Source organism: Roseiflexus sp. RS-1, from assembly GCF_000016665.1.
Classification (GTDB): Bacteria; Chloroflexota; Chloroflexia; order Chloroflexales; family Roseiflexaceae; genus Roseiflexus.
The window spans coordinates 3,108,323-3,125,065 of sequence record NC_009523.1 but is presented as its reverse complement, the minus strand read 5'-3'; the positions used below and the strand labels follow the sequence as shown (position 1 = coordinate 3,125,065).

At 62.2% G+C, this 16,743-nt stretch carries 14 protein-coding genes; 4 read left to right on the top strand and 10 right to left on the bottom strand.

Going from position 1 to position 16,743, the window contains the following annotated elements:
* Nucleotides 1-361: 361 nt before the first annotated feature.
* Both ROSERS_RS13045 and bchH read left to right on the top strand, forming a co-directional pair.
* Nucleotides 362-1,810: an MGDG synthase family glycosyltransferase gene (locus ROSERS_RS13045; protein WP_011957248.1), complete on the top strand. Its 1,449-nt coding sequence runs from the start codon at nucleotides 362-364 to the stop codon at nucleotides 1,808-1,810.
* Between the two features lie 406 nt (nucleotides 1,811-2,216).
* Nucleotides 2,217-5,969 (top strand): magnesium chelatase subunit H, encoded by a 3,753-nt coding sequence (gene bchH, locus ROSERS_RS13040; RefSeq protein ID WP_011957246.1) that lies wholly within the window; start codon nucleotides 2,217-2,219, stop codon nucleotides 5,967-5,969.
* A gap of 81 nt (nucleotides 5,970-6,050) precedes the next feature.
* On the opposite strand, the gene ROSERS_RS13035 is transcribed toward bchH, so the two are convergent.
* The 5 genes from ROSERS_RS13035 to ROSERS_RS13015 all read right to left on the bottom strand — a co-directional run bounded on the left by ROSERS_RS13035 (nucleotide 6,051) and on the right by ROSERS_RS13015 (nucleotide 10,483).
* Nucleotides 6,051-6,473, bottom strand: coding sequence for a hypothetical protein (locus ROSERS_RS13035; protein ID WP_011957245.1), 423 nt, complete (start codon nucleotides 6,471-6,473; stop codon nucleotides 6,051-6,053).
* A gap of 114 nt (nucleotides 6,474-6,587) precedes the next feature.
* Nucleotides 6,588-7,247: an endonuclease III domain-containing protein gene (locus ROSERS_RS13030; RefSeq protein WP_011957244.1), complete on the bottom strand. Its 660-nt coding sequence runs from the start codon at nucleotides 7,245-7,247 to the stop codon at nucleotides 6,588-6,590.
* Nucleotides 7,244-7,585: a hypothetical protein gene (locus tag ROSERS_RS13025; RefSeq protein ID WP_041333640.1), complete on the bottom strand. Its 342-nt coding sequence runs from the start codon at nucleotides 7,583-7,585 to the stop codon at nucleotides 7,244-7,246. Before ROSERS_RS13025 ends, ROSERS_RS13030 begins: the two co-directional genes overlap by 4 nt.
* A 307-nt stretch (nucleotides 7,586-7,892) precedes the next feature.
* Complete coding sequence (gene trpB / locus ROSERS_RS13020) at nucleotides 7,893-9,113, bottom strand: tryptophan synthase subunit beta (RefSeq protein ID WP_011957242.1); 1,221 nt, start codon at nucleotides 9,111-9,113, stop codon at nucleotides 7,893-7,895.
* A gap of 20 nt (nucleotides 9,114-9,133) precedes the next feature.
* On the bottom strand, nucleotides 9,134-10,483 hold the full coding sequence (locus ROSERS_RS13015) for a vWA domain-containing protein (RefSeq protein WP_232282602.1): 1,350 nt from the start codon (nucleotides 10,481-10,483) through the stop codon (nucleotides 9,134-9,136).
* A 57-nt stretch (nucleotides 10,484-10,540) separates the two neighbouring features.
* Between ROSERS_RS13015 and ROSERS_RS13010 the strand changes: the two genes are divergently transcribed.
* Nucleotides 10,541-11,497: a DMT family transporter gene (locus ROSERS_RS13010; protein ID WP_011957240.1), complete on the top strand. Its 957-nt coding sequence runs from the start codon at nucleotides 10,541-10,543 to the stop codon at nucleotides 11,495-11,497.
* Between the two features lie 5 nt (nucleotides 11,498-11,502).
* On the opposite strand, the gene ROSERS_RS13005 is transcribed toward ROSERS_RS13010, so the two are convergent.
* Nucleotides 11,503-12,417 carry a diacylglycerol/lipid kinase family protein gene (locus ROSERS_RS13005; protein WP_011957239.1) on the bottom strand — a complete coding sequence of 305 codons (915 nt, stop codon included), beginning with the start codon at nucleotides 12,415-12,417 and terminating at the stop codon, nucleotides 11,503-11,505.
* Between the two features lie 204 nt (nucleotides 12,418-12,621).
* Here ROSERS_RS13005 and ROSERS_RS13000 point away from each other — a divergent pair, with 204 nt between their 5' ends.
* Nucleotides 12,622-12,780 (top strand): hypothetical protein, encoded by a 159-nt coding sequence (locus ROSERS_RS13000; protein ID WP_232282601.1) that lies wholly within the window; start codon nucleotides 12,622-12,624, stop codon nucleotides 12,778-12,780.
* A gap of 76 nt (nucleotides 12,781-12,856) precedes the next feature.
* Here ROSERS_RS13000 and ROSERS_RS12995 read toward each other — a convergent pair whose 3' ends face one another.
* Genes ROSERS_RS12995 through ROSERS_RS12980 form a run of 4 tightly spaced genes read right to left on the bottom strand, consistent with a single transcriptional unit; the run spans nucleotide 12,857 to nucleotide 16,723 of the window.
* The gene (locus ROSERS_RS12995) at nucleotides 12,857-13,879 is read right to left on the bottom strand and encodes a methionine synthase (RefSeq protein ID WP_011957237.1); all 1,023 of its coding nucleotides are present in this window, start codon (nucleotides 13,877-13,879) and stop codon (nucleotides 12,857-12,859) included.
* A gap of 26 nt (nucleotides 13,880-13,905) precedes the next feature.
* Nucleotides 13,906-14,697 carry an SDR family NAD(P)-dependent oxidoreductase gene (locus ROSERS_RS12990; protein ID WP_011957236.1) on the bottom strand — a complete coding sequence of 264 codons (792 nt, stop codon included), beginning with the start codon at nucleotides 14,695-14,697 and terminating at the stop codon, nucleotides 13,906-13,908.
* On the bottom strand, nucleotides 14,691-15,503 hold the full coding sequence (locus tag ROSERS_RS12985; RefSeq protein WP_041333637.1) for a sugar isomerase domain-containing protein: 813 nt from the start codon (nucleotides 15,501-15,503) through the stop codon (nucleotides 14,691-14,693). Before ROSERS_RS12985 ends, ROSERS_RS12990 begins: the two co-directional genes overlap by 7 nt.
* 20 nt (nucleotides 15,504-15,523) lie before the next feature.
* Nucleotides 15,524-16,723 (bottom strand): Gfo/Idh/MocA family protein, encoded by a 1,200-nt coding sequence (locus tag ROSERS_RS12980; RefSeq protein WP_011957234.1) that lies wholly within the window; start codon nucleotides 16,721-16,723, stop codon nucleotides 15,524-15,526.
* Nucleotides 16,724-16,743: the final 20 nt, after the last annotated feature.

Below are 16,743 nucleotides of genomic sequence, written 5' to 3'. Positions count from 1 at the left end.
GCAGTGCTCATATGGTGGAGATTGAGAATTAAGTCCGATATGCGCCTCTTGCCGTCGGGGTGAACCCCTCGGCTAGTCAAGGCGAAGCCCGCCTGCGCGGGCGAGAGCGGAATAATTACTCAAAGACCATCAGCCCTCGGCTATGCAAGGCGAAGCCCGCCTGCGCGGGCTGCAGTGAGCCTATCGCCTATCGCCTATCCAGGGCGAAGCCCGCCTGCGCGTCACGCGACCTCCAACGGTGACCCTCTCGACCATCGACTATCGGCTATCGGCTATCGGCTATCGGCTATCGGCTATCGGCTATCGGCTATCGGTCATCCGGGGCAAATCCCGCCTGCGCGGGCTAGCAAAGTGAGGCACAGTGAAACATCGCGTCCTTATTCTCTCCACCAGCGCCGGTTCCGGGCACAAATCCGCCGCAGCCGCGCTCGAGAAGGTCTTTCAACGTTCGCCGCAGGTCGAAGAACTCGTCAATCTCGATGCGCTCGAACGCACCAACGAACTGTACCGCGCCTTCTACTCCGATCTCTACCTGCGGTTGGTGCAGGAGCGTCCGCAACTCGTCGGTTGGTGGTATCAGGCGAGCGACGAACCGTGGAAGACCGACACCTTCCGCCTGCTGTTCGACCGGATCAACGCCGACCCGCTGACCCGCTTCATTCGCGAGTTCCGTCCCACGATCACCGTCTGCACTCACTTCATGCCCGCCGGCATCGTGGCGCAGTTGCTAGCAGAAGACGCCATCGACACCCGGCTGGCAATTGTGACCACCGATTACGACTTCCACTCGATGTGGCTCAGTCCGAGATTCAATCGCTACTTTGTCGCGCTGGAAGAAACAAAGGTGCATCTGATGGCGCTCGGACTGCCGGAGGATCGCATTACCATCTCCGGCATCCCGGTCGATCCCGCTTTCGAGGCGCCGATCAACCGCGACGAGGTCCTGGCGCACTACCACCTGCGCCCCGACCTGCCGATGATCCTGGTGTCGGCAGGTGCAGCGGGCATTGGTCCAGCGCGCGACGTGGTGCAGCAGATCATGACGATGAAGACGCCATCACAGGTCATTGTGGTATGCGGCAGGAATGAAGAACTGCGCAAAGAACTCATTGAATTGACCGAACCGCAGGCGAAACGCTTCCGTTTACTGGGATTCACCGACGATATGCCATCGCTGATGAAGATCGCAACGATCCTGATCGGTAAGCCGGGCGGATTGACTTCTTCTGAAGCCATGGCTGCCGGATTGCCGATGGTCATCATCTCGCCTATTCCCGGTCAGGAAGAGCGCAACAGTGATCACCTTCTCGAAGAAGGGGTGGCGCTGCGCTGCAATCAGATGACCACCCTTGCCTACAAAGTTGATCGTCTGTTGCAGAACCCCGAACGCCTGGCGCGTATGCGCGAAAACACCCGCAACATTGGACGTCCCGACGCTGCGCGCGTGATTGTCGATACATTGCTCCACGAAGTGAACGAGCCGGTGGTGATCGAGGAGTCGCCGCCGATCAGGATTCTGCCATTTCGTATCAATCTCGCCGACCTGTTTGACCCGCCGCTGGCGGACGATGACCGGTTCACCATTGTCGATGCGCTGAGCGGCGAGCTGATCGACGAAGTGACCGGCAAAGAGATGCGCGTCCTGTTCGACAACCTGGAGATCGAGAGCACCACCGACGCCGATTTCTACATCAACCGCGATACCCTGGCGCTGCTCGCCGATCGCGGCGCGAGTCCGCACCTGATTGACGTGTTGCAGCGCGCCCTCGGCAACCGCGACGAGTGCGACATCCGCTGGCGACGCCAGTAGGGACGCTCCTGGAGCAGCACCCCCTGGAAGCGCGCGCCGCCGATGCCCCTGGAAGCGCGCGCCGCCGATGCCCCTGGAAGCGCGCGCCGCCGATGCCCCTGGGAGCGCGCGCTGCCGATGCCCCTGGAAGCGCGCGCCGCCGATGCCCCTGGAAGCGCGCGCCGCCGATGCCCCTGGAAGCGCGCGCCGCCGATGCCCCTGGAAGCGCGCGCCGCCGGCGCGCCCCGCTCCGCAAAACCTCCACATCCCACACCCACAACCTCCACACATCCTCTGCAGATCGCATGGTTGTGTTTTCTTAACCAACAGTCATGCCCCGCTTCCGCTTCACCCCGCGCATTGCCGGTGGATACCCTGTATACTTAAGGTTGCGCACTGTCTGCAACCATCGTTCGGCGAGGACGCTATGAGAACGCTCACCTTCATTCTTGGCATGGAGCGGTTCAACGCTCATATCTGGGAAGAAGTCGAACAGAACCTGCGCCAGTCTGGTGTCGAGGTGCGGCTGCTCCGCTTCCACGACGGGCACGTCGAGCGACGCGATCCGGCGCTTGCGGAGGCGATTGCGCAGGCGGATGTTCTCTTCATCACCCTGATCAACATGCGCGACCAGGCGCAGTGGTTGAAGGAACAGATCGACCGTGCCGGTACGCCGACGGTGTTCGCGTTCGAGAGCATGCCCGAAGTCATGGCGCTCACCCGCGTCGGCGAATATCGGGTTCAGAATGGCGGGCGGGCGTCGATGCCGAAGCCGATGCAGGCAGTCCTGCGCCTGATGACTCGCGGACGCGAAGAAGACACCCTCTACGCCTACACCAAACTGACCAAACTCACGGCGAAACTGTTGCCGCTCATGCCCCCCAAACTGAAGGATTTCCGCACCTGGCTCAGCGTCAATATCTACTGGAACCAGCCCGACCCCTACAACCTGACGCAGATGGTCCGCCTGATCCTGCGCGACTGTCTGGGGCAACGCCTCGACGTGGCGCCGGTGCGCATCATCCCGATGATGGGGTGCTTCCATCCCGCAACCGACGAACTCTTCCCCAACCCCGACGCCTACCTGAAGTGGTATCGGAAACAGCGCGACCCGAAGCGCAGAAGGGGCGCTGCGAACCCTGCCGATGCACCACTGGTGGCGATCCTCACCTTCCGCAAGCATATCGTTCAGCGCCAGCAGTATGTCGCCGACCTGATCGAAGCGCTGGAGGCGCAGGGGATGGCGGTGCTGCCGATTGTGGTCAGCGGCATCGAGATGCACGTCGCAGTGCGCGAATGGGTGGCGCGGCAGAAGGTCGATCTGATTATCAACACGATGGGCTTCCCGATCATCGGCGGACCGGCAGGTTCCACCAAACCGGGGCAGCACCGCGAGACGGCGATCAACCTGCTGGCGGGCATCGATGTGCCGTACATGATCATTCAACCGCTGCAAATGCAGGAGATTGAGCACTGGCATACCCATGGCGTCGCGCCAATGCAGGCGGTGATCATGTACGACCTGCCGGAAATGGACGGCAGCACTGCGTCAGTTGCGCTCGGCGCAATCCACGAACAACGGATCGTCGCCACACCTGATCGCCTGGCGCGCGCGGCGCGTCTGGTGACCGGATGGGTGCGTCTGCGGCGCAAGGCGAATGCCGAAAAGCGCGTGGCGCTGGTGATCTACAACTTTCCGCCCGGTCTGGGGAAACTCGGTACAGCGGCGCTCCTCGACGTACCGGCAACGTTGCACGCGATCCTTCAGCGTCTCGCCGCCGAAGGGTACCGCGTGGAAGGCGTTCCGGCGACGGTTGAAGAACTGGCGCGGCAGATCGCCGCTCTTGATGTCGCCGATGAACCGCAAACCCTCGCGTCAACGCGCACAGTCGTGCCGCTGGCGGAGTATCACGCCATCGTTCCTGCCCCGCACGCAGAACGGATTGATCGCAAATGGGGGTCGCCTCCTGGAGAAATCGCCCCGCATGGGCGTGATGCGATCCGCCTCGATACCCTCTCCTTCGGCAACGTCATCGTTGCGGTTCAGCCGCCGATGGGCGTCCCCGGCGACCCGATGCGCCTGCTGTTCGACCGCGATTTCACGCCGCACCACCAATATGTGGCGTTCTACCGCTGGCTCACGCAACGCTGGCGCGCCGACGCCATCGTGCACGTCGGGATGCACGGCACTGCTGAGTGGATGCCGGGGCTGCAATTAGGGTTAACCGAAAATTGCTGGCCCGATCTGTTGCTCGGCGATGCGCCGCACCTCTACCTGTACCCGCTGAACAATCCGGCGGAAGCGGCAATTGCCCGGCGACGCGGCTACGCGACGATCATCAGCCATCTGACGCCGCCGTATGCGCGCGCGGGGTTGTACCGGCAACTGGCGATCCTCCGCGCCGAAATGGAACAGTACGAAGCGCGCAGCAACGACTATGACGCGCACACCCTCTACGAGCGGCTGCCATTCCTGAGTTCACAGTTTCCCGATCTGGCGCCGCTCCCCGGTGAAGCTGCCGACGCATTCCTGCGGCGTGTCCGCCGGTATCTGGATGATGTCGAGCAGCGGTTGATCCTTGACGGACTGCACATCTTTGGCAAAGCGCCAGCGCCGGATCGCGCAGCCGCACTGATCGAAGCAGCTCTCGATGTGTCACGCGAGGGTCGCCTGGGGCTTGCCAGCGCATTGCGCGGCGTCGGTGTGCCTGAAACGCAAATCGCTCAGGCGCGCGCCGATTTTGTGCGGCGCTTCATCATCGAACGGCAGACGCTGCATCTCGATGAGTGGCTCTCCACCTTTGGACGTCCTGCCGATGTCGGCGTGCTGTTCGATCCGCAGTTCTACATCGATTACGGGCGCGCCATGCTCGATGGTCTCTTGCAGGCGCCCGGCGAACTCGACGCACTCATCCACGCCCTCGACGGCGGGTATGTCCACCCGGCGCCCGGCGCAGACCCCGTGCGCGCCGGTGTGGCCGCTCTGCCAAGCGGACGCAACATTCACAGTATCGATCCGTGGCGGCTCCCGTCGGACGCTGCGCTGGTGCGCGGTCAGCAGATGGCGGAGCGCCTGCTGGAGCAACACCTCCAGCACTCGTCGAACGGGGCGTACCCGCAGATGATCGCACTCACGCTGTGGGCGCTTGACACGATCAAGACCGAAGGTGAAAGTATCGGTGCGGTGCTGGCGCTGGTCGGTGCGCGTCCTGAGCGCGACGGGCAGGGCAAAATCTGGCGCTATGACCTTATCCCGCTGGAAGAACTCAGACGTCCGCGGATCGATGTGCTGCTCGATGTCAGCGCCATTTTCCGCGACACCTTCCAGATCAGTCTCGATCTGCTCGACGATCTGTTCCGCCGCGCGGCGGAAGCGGACGAACCGCCGGAGCGGAACTTCGTCCGGGCGCATGCGCTGGAACAGCAGGCGCGCGGCTTGAGTTGGGAACAGGCGACGGCGCGCATCTTCACCCAGGCGCCCGGCAGGTACGGCACCGGCGTGGACGAACTGGTGGAAGAGGGTCAGTGGCAGAACACGCACGACCTGGCAGACATGTATGTCCGCCGCAACGGGTACGCCTATGGCGGCGGGCGCGGTGGGCAGGAAGCTGCCGAAGCGCTGCGCGGTCTGCTCGGCGCCGTCGATCACGTCTTCCAGGCGATCGACAGCGTCGAGTATGGTTTGACCGATATGCAGCACTACTACGGACACAGCGGCGCGATCCGACTGGCAGCGGGGCGCGAGCGTGGCGGCGACGTGCCGTTGAGTTATGCGGAAACCCACACTGGCGTCGTGCGCATTGGGTCTGCGGATCAGTTCATTCGGTTGGAGGCGCGCACCAAACTCCTCAACCCGCGCTGGTACGAAGCGATGCTTCAGCACGGGTACGCTGGCGCAGCCGAGATCGGCAACCGCTTCACCTATCTGCTGGGATGGAGCGCCACCACCGGCGCCGTCGAAAAATGGGTCTACGACCAGATGGCGGAAACGTTCGTGCTTGACGAAGCCATGCGTGAGCGGTTGGCGCAGGCGAACCCGCGCGCTGCGCGCAACGCCGTCGCCCGTCTCCTCGAAAGCCACGGGCGCGGGTTGTGGCAGGCTGATGATGAGACCATCGAACGCCTGCAGATGATCTACGCAGACCTGGAAGATCGCCTGGAAGGGGTGACGTTCCCGTAGGGGCGCTGCAGCGCCCCGACTGCGGCGCAGCGCCTCTACGGGCATCGGGGGCGCCAGGGGCGCTGCAACGCTGCGCCCCTCCTACACCTCGATACTCTCGGCAGCCGTATCGATCATGCGGAGCAGTTCATCGCGCGAGACGCGCCGACCGCGCGAGCGAATCCAGCGCGCAAACCAGCGCAGGTTGTTGTGGAACGCGATGATCGCTTCTTCTTCTGATAACTCCGGCACCTTCTGACGGAGCAATGCCAGGATCGCCTCACGCTCCTCGCTATCGATCTCCGGGATGCTCATAAGAATGCGCTCTGCGCGCAGGAAGAAGATCTCGCGCTCCAGCGGCGGAAATTCATCGCCGATCTGTCGGATATTCCCCAGATAACAAATAGTTCGCTGACGTGGCGAGTCGTTTTCGTCACGATAACTTTCCACCAGATACGCATCGTGGAACGAAACGTTTGCCGCACCGGCGTTTTTGTGTTTACGAACGATCCAGCGTATGTACATGGTTACCCCTGTGACCCTTCTCCAGCACGCGGTTTCCTGAACAGCCTTGCAAATACTCCCTGCTTCAGTAGTATAACATGCTCTTCAGAAAGCGCTCCGGAATACAAATCGCTGCTAACGACGGCGCTCCACACCGATCCGCGCGCAGAGATGCGCCAGCGGACAAACACTACAGCGCGGCGAGGTCGGGTGGCAGATATTCTGCCCAAGGGTCACCAGCAACCCGTTAATCTCCTTCCAGTATTCCGGCGGCAGAATCTCACGCAGTCTCATTTCCGTCTCTTCAGGCGTTCTGGTTTGCACATAGCCCCAACGATTACAGATGCGGTGAACGTGGGTGTCAACACAGATCCCCGGCAGATCGAAACCGGCGGTAAGCACCAGGTTGGCGGTTTTCCTCCCGACGCCGGGCAGTGCCAGTAACGCATCGAGATCGGCAGGAACCTCGCCGCCATACTGATCGATAAGGATTTGACAGATCGTGCGGATCGTGCGCGCTTTGTTGCGGTAGAAGCCGACCGGATAGATCAGTGCGGCAATCTCGTCTTCGCCAAGCGCCAGCATCTTCTCCGGCGTGTCGGCTGCTGCAAACAGACGTGGCGCGACCACAGCGGTCATGGTATCTTTGGTGCGCAGGCTCAGGATCGTGGCGATCAAAATACGAAACGGGTTACGCGCCTCTTCCTCGCCCATGCCGTCGATCAGCGGCTTGGGGAAACGCGGCATCTCGGCGCGCAGGATCGCCATCGCAGCGTGGATGTCGAATCCGGTCAACGTTCGCCTTCCTGTCTCACCTCAATCGCAAGCAGACCAATGAGCGCCACTTCGATGAGTTTGTCGAGGTACGCGATCAGGGAGCGTTCGCCCACAACCGCCCATCCGACGATGGTTATCGCGGTGTAGCCGATCAGCGCCCATCGCAGGCGGCGACGATATACAGCCAGTTGAGGCAGATAGAGCGCCGCCGTCAATCCGATATACCCCGCGCCGTTGAGGTAAAACATGATCAGGTTCGTCGGCAGCGCCAGAACAATGTGGATGATCGCCGTCGCCAGCGCCAGCAGGACAACCCCGACTTGTACCGGACCGACTGTTGCCTGCTTTTCCACCATACGCCCCTCGTCTCTCATCGCCGACGTTCACCCCCCGACGCGCACCGTTCACCCCCCAACGTTCAACGTTCAACGTTCAACGTTTACCCCGTTCACCGTTCCACCTCCCCAACGTTCAACGTTCAACCTTCACCGTTCACCCCCCAACGTTCAACGTTCAACCTTCAACGGTTCAACGTTTACCCCGTTCACCGTTCACCAAGGCGCAACCTTCAACGGTGCAACGTTCAACCTTCAACGGTGCAACGTTCAACCTTCAACGGTGCAACGTTCAACCTTCAACGGTGCAACGTTCAACCTTCACCCTTCAACCCCCAACCTCCACTCCCAGCGCCCGCGCAACAGTGAAAATGTCTTTGTCACCGCGCCCCGACAGGTTAATCAGGATGATCTGATCCGGGCGCATGGCAGGCGCGATCTTGATCGCTTCGGCTACCGCGTGAGCGCTCTCCAGCGCCGGGATGATCCCTTCGAGTCGCGCCAGCGTCTGAAAGGCGTCGAGCGCTTCTTCGTCATCGGCTGTGGTGTAGGTGGCGCGCCCCTGATCGTGAAGCAGCGCGTGCTCCGGTCCAACCGCAGCATAGTCGAGACCAGCCGAAATGCTGTGCGTCAATCCGATCTGCCCATCGTCGTTCTGCAACACATACGTGTAGGTTCCCTGCAACACTCCCGGTCGCCCGCCGGAGAAGCGCGCGGCGTGGTCACCAAGGGTCGTACCGCGTCCCCCTGCCTCAACGCCGCGCAGTTCAACCCCTTCATCGGCAATGAACGCACTGAAGATGCCGATGGCATTCGAGCCGCCGCCAACGCATGCCAGCACAACATCGGGCAAACGCCCGGTCGCCGCAAGAATCTGTTCGCGCGCCTCTCGTCCGATGATGCTCTGAAAGTCGCGCACCATGGTCGGGTACGGATGCGGACCGAGCGCCGAACCGAGCAGATAATAGGAGTCCGGATTGGTCACCCAGTCGCGCATGGCTTCGTTGATGGCATCCTTAAGGGTACGGGAGCCGCTGGCGACCCCACGCACCTCCGCACCCAGCAGGCGCATGCGGAAAACATTCGGTTGCTGGCGCGCCATGTCATCGACACCCATGTAGACCACACATTCCATCCCCAGCAGGGCGCACACAGTCGCCGTCGCAACACCATGCTGCCCGGCGCCGGTTTCGGCGATGATCCGCCTTTTGCCCATACGTTTTGCCAGCAACCCCTGACCGAGCGCATTGTTGATCTTGTGCGCGCCGGTGTGCGCCAGGTCTTCTCGCTTGAGATAGATCTGCGCTCCGCCAAGGTATTCCGTCAGACGCCGGGCGAAGGTGAGCGGTGTCGGTCTCCCGGTATAACTGCGGTGCAGACGATCCAGTTCCGCCCAGAAGGCGGGGTCCTGACGCGCAGCCGCATACGCCTGCTCGAGCGCCGTAACTGACGTTGCCAGCGTTTCGGGAATGTAGGCGCCGCCGTAGGGACCAAAACGACCGGATCGGACAGTATCAATGGTCGGATCCTGATGCACGCTCGACGTCATATATGCTCCTCAGCAGAAGTTCAGGATGCATCGCCAAGTCGGCGAGTCGCATAGATTAATTCACGGGTGACGATGCTGGCGGCGCGCCCGTTGCGCTCGATGGTCGCCGCCTGTTCACGAGCGGCAGCGGCAAGCGCCGGTTCGCCGAGTTCATCGAAGCGCGCGGCAGCGGCGCGCATCAGACGCGCCGCTTCGATCGAGTCGGATGCGGCGATTGCACGACGCATCAGGCGAGCTGCCATTGCCCGCGCCGCTGCCGCGCGCACATCGTCGCTCAGTGGCGGGGCGCCGTGTGCGATGGTCGCCCTGATGTCCGCTTCCGCCAGACGCACCCCCGCCGACCGCGCCGCAACTCCGGCAATCCATAGCGGCCCGGGGTTTGCTGCCGGTACGAGGAATTCCAGCAGCAGCGTCACCGGCGATCCGGCGGGCAGATCCCCCAGGAGAACGGAAACGACATCAGATGCCCCGGTGCCGGTCGGCTCGGCGAGAATTGCCAGCACCGGTCGCGTACGGGTGACCCGCCGCAGCATGACGCCACGCATCGGGGCGATAGCAATGTCCACCCCTGGCAGAGCGGCTGCGCGCGCCGACTCGAGTTCGGCGCTGATAGCGCGCGGGATGGCAGAAGCGCGCTTCAAAAAGAGAGCATTTCCCCCGCTCCGGTCGGCAATCCCTGTCAGCAGATCGTCCTGAAACTCACCACCCAGACCGATGGTGGTGATGGCGATATGCTCGTCAGCCGCCTGGTCGGCCAGCGTCAGACAGGCCGCCGGATCGCGGGTGAAGCCATCGGTCAGCAGCAGAACCCGGTTGGCGCGGCGTGCGTCGCGGTTGGCGCGGATCTGATTGAGCGCCAGCGCAATCCCGTCTGCCAGATTTGTGCCATCCCCCAGATCAAGACCGGGCAACCGTTCGATGGCACGTACCAGCGTGACCCGATCCGAACCGACCATCCCCGGTATCAGGAGGAGGGCGTGATCGGCAAAGACGACCAGCGACAGCCGATCATTCCGGTCGAGCCGTTCGACCACGGTGTGCAGCGCATGGACGACATGATCGAGGGCGCTCGATGCTGCCTTGCGCACCTCCTGCGGCACCGAACCGCTCAACTGCCATACCGGAACGCCATCAACCAGCGTCTCCTGCGCTGAGCCGTTGCGCAACAATGAGCGAAACTGGGTTTCATCAACGATGGGAATGCGCATTGAGCGGCTCGCGTCTGCGACCAGCGCCCAGTTGACCGGGCGCACGCCAGCGTCGCCGGTTGCCGCAGCACGCACCGTGAGTAACACGTAGCAGACCTGCGGTTCGCAGCGCGCTTCGAGGATCAGTGGTCCTGGGCTGGTGGAAAGTGTCAGGGTTGGCATGCTATCCATTATACTATAGAGACCGCAGACCTCAGTATGATCGGAAAGGGTGCAAGCGTGTCCGAATCTTCGGTTCTCGAACAGGCGACTGAACGCCCTGTCACCCGCCTGGCGCGGGCGCTGCCATATCTGGTGCTCTTCGGCGGGGTGATGGTCGCTGCCGCTGCTGCGATCATGATCCGCTATGCTCAGGCAATGGAGATGCCCTCGATAACGATTGCCGCCGGTCGGTTGGGGCTGGCAGCGATCATCCTGCTGCCCATCGCCTGGTCGCGCGCGGGGAATGAACTGCGCCGCCTTTCACGGCGCGATCTTCTGCTCGGCGTCGCTTCAGGCGTCTTCCTGGCGGTCCACTTCGCCGCCTGGATCTCATCACTGGCATACACCTCGGTCGCGTCGTCGGTTGCGCTCGTATCGACCAACCCGCTGTGGGTGGCGCTGCTGTCGGCGCTGCTGCTGCGCGAACGTCCGTCGCTCCTGACCATGGCGGGGGTTGTCCTGACCATCGCGGGCAGCATCCTGATCGGCATCAGCGACAGCGCCGGTCCTGACAGCGGCAATGCGCTGTTGGGGAACCTGCTGGCGCTGCTTGGCGCACTCGGCGGCTCGATCTACTTCCTGGTCGGGCGCAGTCTGCGGCGACACGTCTCGGTGCTGGCGTACATCTGGCTGGTCTACACAAGCGCCGCTGTAGTGTTGCTGCTGATGGCGCTGGTGTTTGCCGGAACGGCAAACCCGCTCACCCTGTTTGGCGGCTACCCGCCGCTTGCCTACCTGTTGCTCCTCGGGCTGGCGGTTGGACCACAGTTGCTCGGACACACCGCCTTCAACTGGTCGTTGCGCTACCTCTCCGCCACCTTTGTCACCGTTGCGCTCCTGGGCGAACCGATCGGATCGGCGGTGCTGGCGCTGATCCTCTTTGGCGAATGGTTTGCGCCGCTGCAACTGGCAGGCTTCGTGATCCTGCTGGCGGGCATCGCCGTTGCAGCACGTGGAGAGCGTGGCGATCAGTAAGTGTGCTACGCAAGAATATCGATGGCGGCGGGAATAAGTTCCGCCGTTACCGAACGGGCACGGACGGAAAGCACCTCGCCGTCGGTGGCAACCGGGATCGGCGCAGAACTGCTGATGGCAACGTGCCGCACACGCGCCATCGTCACCTGGCGCAGTTTCGTGTGCGTCCCTTCGAGCACTTTTGGAATATGGCGAATGATCTCATCGATGCGCAGATTATCGACCAGGCAGGCGTCGAAGTACCCGTCATCGATGTGTGCGTCGGGAGTGAGCAAAAACCCGCCCGCCTGGTAGCGACCATTCGCAATGCTGGCGAAGAGCAACCGCCGCTGAACCCGGCGCCCATCGAACTCGACGGTCATCGGATGCGCCTTGTAGTTCGCCATCGCCCGAATGATCGCCAGAAGATAGACGGCAAACCCCTTGACACGGGTGATCTTCAAGGCTTCGGCGGCTGCCTGCGCATCAAAGCCGGTGCCCAGCGCATTGATGAACCACCGCTCCTGTTCGTTGTCCACCCGGACCAGACCCAGATCGACGGTGCGCGTCTGCCCGCGAACGATGCGCTGGACGCTGCCATAGATGTCATTTGGCACAAAACCATCGAGCGCCTTGATAAAATCGCAGCCGGTGCCCAGCGGGATAATCCCCAGCGGCACACGTCGCCCGCCTGCCGCTTCTGCGCTCTTGATGCCGTTGACGGCTTCGTTGAGCGTCCCATCGCCGCCGACAGCGACGACGGAACTGTAGCCGCGTTCGATTGCCTGGCGCGCCATTTCGATCGCACCGCCCCGCGTGTGGGTCATCACCATATCGTAATCGACGCCAGCCCGCTCGAGCGCCAGATCCAGATCGTGTCGTCGTTCGCCAGCAAGACCCCGCCCGGCCCAGGGGTTGAGAATGATCAGCGCCTTGCCCATATGCTCCTGCTCACTGTCCTGACGACGCAGAACACGCCGCCGCAGCGATTATACCGGATGTGAAAAGTTCCCCTATCTTTTTCAGGGGAATTCGTGTATAATCATCCAAACTTCCCCTATCTTTTTTTGACAATTTCGGGTATAATCTGTGAACCCTGGCGCGATGGCGCGTCTGTCAACCGCATGGATAGAAAGGGGGGCACAATGACGAACGAGGATCTTCTGGCGCTCATTGAAGAGGGCGTGGAAAACGGTCGGATCTCACCGGCGCTGGCTGCGTTTATTACTGCAGAATTGCTGGGTGTCGAGGCTGCTGAGACGGAGTATGCTGAAGATCGGTTGATGGAAACGACCAGCGCATAAGTGGCATCAGCCATAGCAGCATGAGGGAGCCGCCCGATCAGGCGGCTCTTGTCGTTGTCGCTCCTGCGACCCGGAATCACCCGGTCAGTTCGCGTCGAACAATGCGCGCTCCGTCCACCATCGCCTTCAGTTTGGCGCGCGCCGCCCAGCGCGCCGTCTGGCTGAACCCGCAGTCGGGCACGATCGTCAACTTTTCCGGCGGGACATACTGTAGTGCGATCCGGATCCGCCCGGCAACATCCTCCGGTGTTTCGATATAATAGTTCTTCACGTCGACCAGTCCCGCAGCAAGTTCCTTCTCACTCGGAAATTCATGCCACAGGTCGATCTCAGCCAGTTCGCGGTTGGCGAATTCCAGCGCATATTGATCGGCGCACGCGTCGAGAATGTGCGGAAAGAGCGGACGATAGGTGCGCTTCGCTGTGGGACGCCCGACATAGTTGCCGAAACAGAGGTGTAGTCCAATCTTCGCATCGACCCCGGCGACCGTGGCGTTGAATAGTTCCACGAATGCGCGTGGATTATCGGGACGCACCGCTATCGAGGGTTCGTCGATCTGAATGAAGGTGCATCCTGCGGCGACCAGCGCCCTGAGTTCGGCGTTGATGATCGGAACAAGGGCTTCTGCTACATCCCACCGCGTTTTGTAGACCGCGCCGGGTTTGATCCGCCCGGCGAGCGTGAACGGTCCGGGACACGGCATCTTGATCGGGCGTGTCGTGCGCTGCTTGACATAACTAAACTCGGCGAGCAGGCCAAGACCGTTCGGTGCGGTGATCGGCTCAACGGCTTCGTAACTCTCCCGCTGATCGTGACCGGCGACGCCGATCCGGCGCTGCGGCGGCAGTTCGCGCAGTCCTGTCAGAAAACCGTAGAACGCCGCCGTGAAAAAACCGGCGCGCCGCATTTCGCCATCGCTGACGATGTCCACGCCAGCATCTTCCTGATCGCGCAACGCCATATCAACCGCATCGTCCTGAGTTTCGCGCATGTCTTCCGGTCCAAGTTCGCCGCGCTGCGCCGCCCAGAGAGCGACGTGCAACCACGCGGGCCAGGCATAGGAACCAATGACACTGGTTGGGAGAAGGGGGAGATCCATGCATCACCTCATTGAGCAGTGCGCCTTCACCACGCAGTCCAGCCGCCATCGACCGGCAACACCACGCCGGTGACGAAAGCGGCGTCATCAGATGCCAGATACACGGCCGCTCCGGCGACATCGTCGGGTGCGCCCATCGCGCCGGTCAGCGGTTGCAGGTGCGCCAATCGCTGCTGAATCCGTTCATCCTCCTGTGCCCGTCGGCTCATCGGCGTTGCAATCAGTCCGGGGGCAATCACATTGACCCGCACCCCGTGCGGCGCGTAGTACACCGCCATTGCGCGCGACAGTCCGATGATCCCTGCTTTTGCAGCGGCATAGGCATGGGTGGCGAAGTCGGCATCGCCACCGACCATGCCCAGCACAGAGCTGAGATTGATGATCGATCCGCCGCCAGCCGCCAGCACATGCGGCAGCGCAGCGCGACACATCAGGAAGACGCTGGTCAGGTTCACGTCCAGCGTCCGTTGCCATCCTTCGAGCGTACAGGCGCCGACGGGTCCATCACCCCAGCGCCGTCCACTTGCGCCAGCACCGTTGAAGACGACTGTGAGACGTTGCAGGGTCGCCATCGCGTGTGACACGCCCTGATCCACCTGTGAGGGATCGGTCAGGTCGCACACGACCGGCAGGAACGCATCTGCCGCGCCGCTCTGCGCGCGCGTCTCATTCAAACCATCGGCATTGATATCGAAACCGGCTACCTGCGCGCCCTCGGCGAGGAACCGCAGGGCGACCGCGCGCCCGATGCCGCTCGCCGCGCCGGTTACCAGCGCTGTTTTGCCTGCCAGACGCATCGCACACTGGATATTCAACACGACGCCTGATCCTGGTCGCGCTTTCCGCCGTAGACCTGCGCCACCCGCGCCCGATAGTCGTCGTATGTGCGCTCGAACAGTTCCGCCGACGCAGCGTTCCCGATCAGCACGCTACTCGTCAGCACCAGCGGCGGCTGACCGCGTTTCGTCAGTTCGGCGGCAACCAGGCATTTGAGCGCATTGACCACTGCCGCGAACCCGATTGTCGAGCCAGGACCAACCGGGTATGCCAGTCCTTCAACCGTCACCAGCGCATCGCCAGCCGGTGAACAGGTATCGATCGTCACATCGGCGCAATCGATCAGGCGCCTGCCGCTGCTGTGACGCGGCGACGATGCCAGACAGTGGGCGACCGACACTACGGCGATCACCGGCATGCCGCGCGCTCTGGCTTCGAGGGCCACATCAATCACCACCTGATTGACCCCGCTATTCGAGAAGATCATGAAACTGTCGTGAGGACCAAACACAAAATTGCGCAGGATCACCTGACCAAACCCCTCAACCTTTTCGAGGAACATCGCCTGACGTTGCCCGTTTGCCCCAACCACCGGGTTGTGGTAGGTGAGCGACAGTTCGACGATTGGATGAAAGCCGGGGAAACTGCCGTGGCGCGGAAACATTTCCTCTATCGGAATGCGCGAGTGCCCGGTGCCGAACATGTGCACCAATCCACCGGCGGCGATCGAATCGGCGCAGATCTGCGCTGCTCTGATAATCGCATCGATCTGGGTCTCGCGCACCCGGCGCACGATCGCTTCAGCGCGTTCCAGATAGTCGAGTGCGGGGGCGGGGTCGAGGGTCATAGCATCTCTCATCCGGAAGATCACTGGATATCGATCACCCGTTCGATGATCCGACCGGTGGTTCTATCGGAGAGGATCTGTTTCAATTTGTTGCCGTGCATGCGCTCTTCCTTCACCAGCGCATACCCGTCGATCTCCTGCGCAACGCGGCGCAGCGGCTTCATCGGCTCAGTTGCGCGCCATTCGATATCTACCGCTTCCCACTGCCGCGACTTCGCCGAACGGTAAGCGGCGTCCAGGATGGCGTTGACCACATAGCCATCGTAGAACGTCTCCATCGGCGCGCGGTTGTTGTCCATCGCCTCGAACATGTCGGTGAACATGTGGTTGTACCCCAGTTCGTGCACTTCATCACCGACCGGGAAGAGCCAGCCGGTTTCGGTCTCCGCCTTTTCGGCGACGTATCCGCCGCCAGCGGCGGTAAACATCTCGAAGCCGGTGCGCAGAAAGTGGTTGAGCCAGATGGTGCCGTTCGTTCCGGCAACCTCGTCACGCAGGTCCATGCCGCCGCGGAAGGTCCAGCTGACTTCAAACTGTCCGACAGCGCCGTTCTCGAATCGGATCAGCGCAATTGCGTTATCTTCGGCAGCGATCGGATGCACCAGCGTGTCCGCCCAGCACATCACCTCTACCGGTCGGTTGTTCTTACCGGCGAAATTGCGAATGATCTCGGCGCAGTGGCATCCCAGGTCGATAATTGCTCCGCCGCCTGCCACGTGCGCATCCCAGAACCAGGCGCTGTGCGGTCCGGGATGCGTCTCACGCGAACGCACCCAGAGCACGTCGCCCAGTGCACCGGCTTTAACCGACTCCAGCGCTTTGAGCGTTTTGGGGGTATAGACCAGGTCTTCCAGGTATCCGGCGAACACACCCGCCTTCTCGACCGCTTCGAGCATCTGTCGCGCTTCGGCTGCGGTGCGTCCCAGCGGTTTGGTGCAGAGCACTGCTTTACCGGCTGCCGCCGCCATTTCGGTCGCAAGCACATGCTGATCGTTGGGCAAACCGATGATGACCGTATCGGTATCGGGGTCTTCAATCGCTGCTTTGAGGTCGCTGGTGGCGTTCGCAATGCCCCACTGCGCAGCGAACGCCTCAGCGCGCCCGGGCGTGCGTGAGTAGACCGTCGCAATCCGATCACGCCCACGATGCCCGTGGAGCGTCATGGCGTAGAACATGCCGATCAGTCCTGTGCCGAGGAGTGTGATGGTGTGCGATTTCATACGTGCTCCTTTGCTCACCG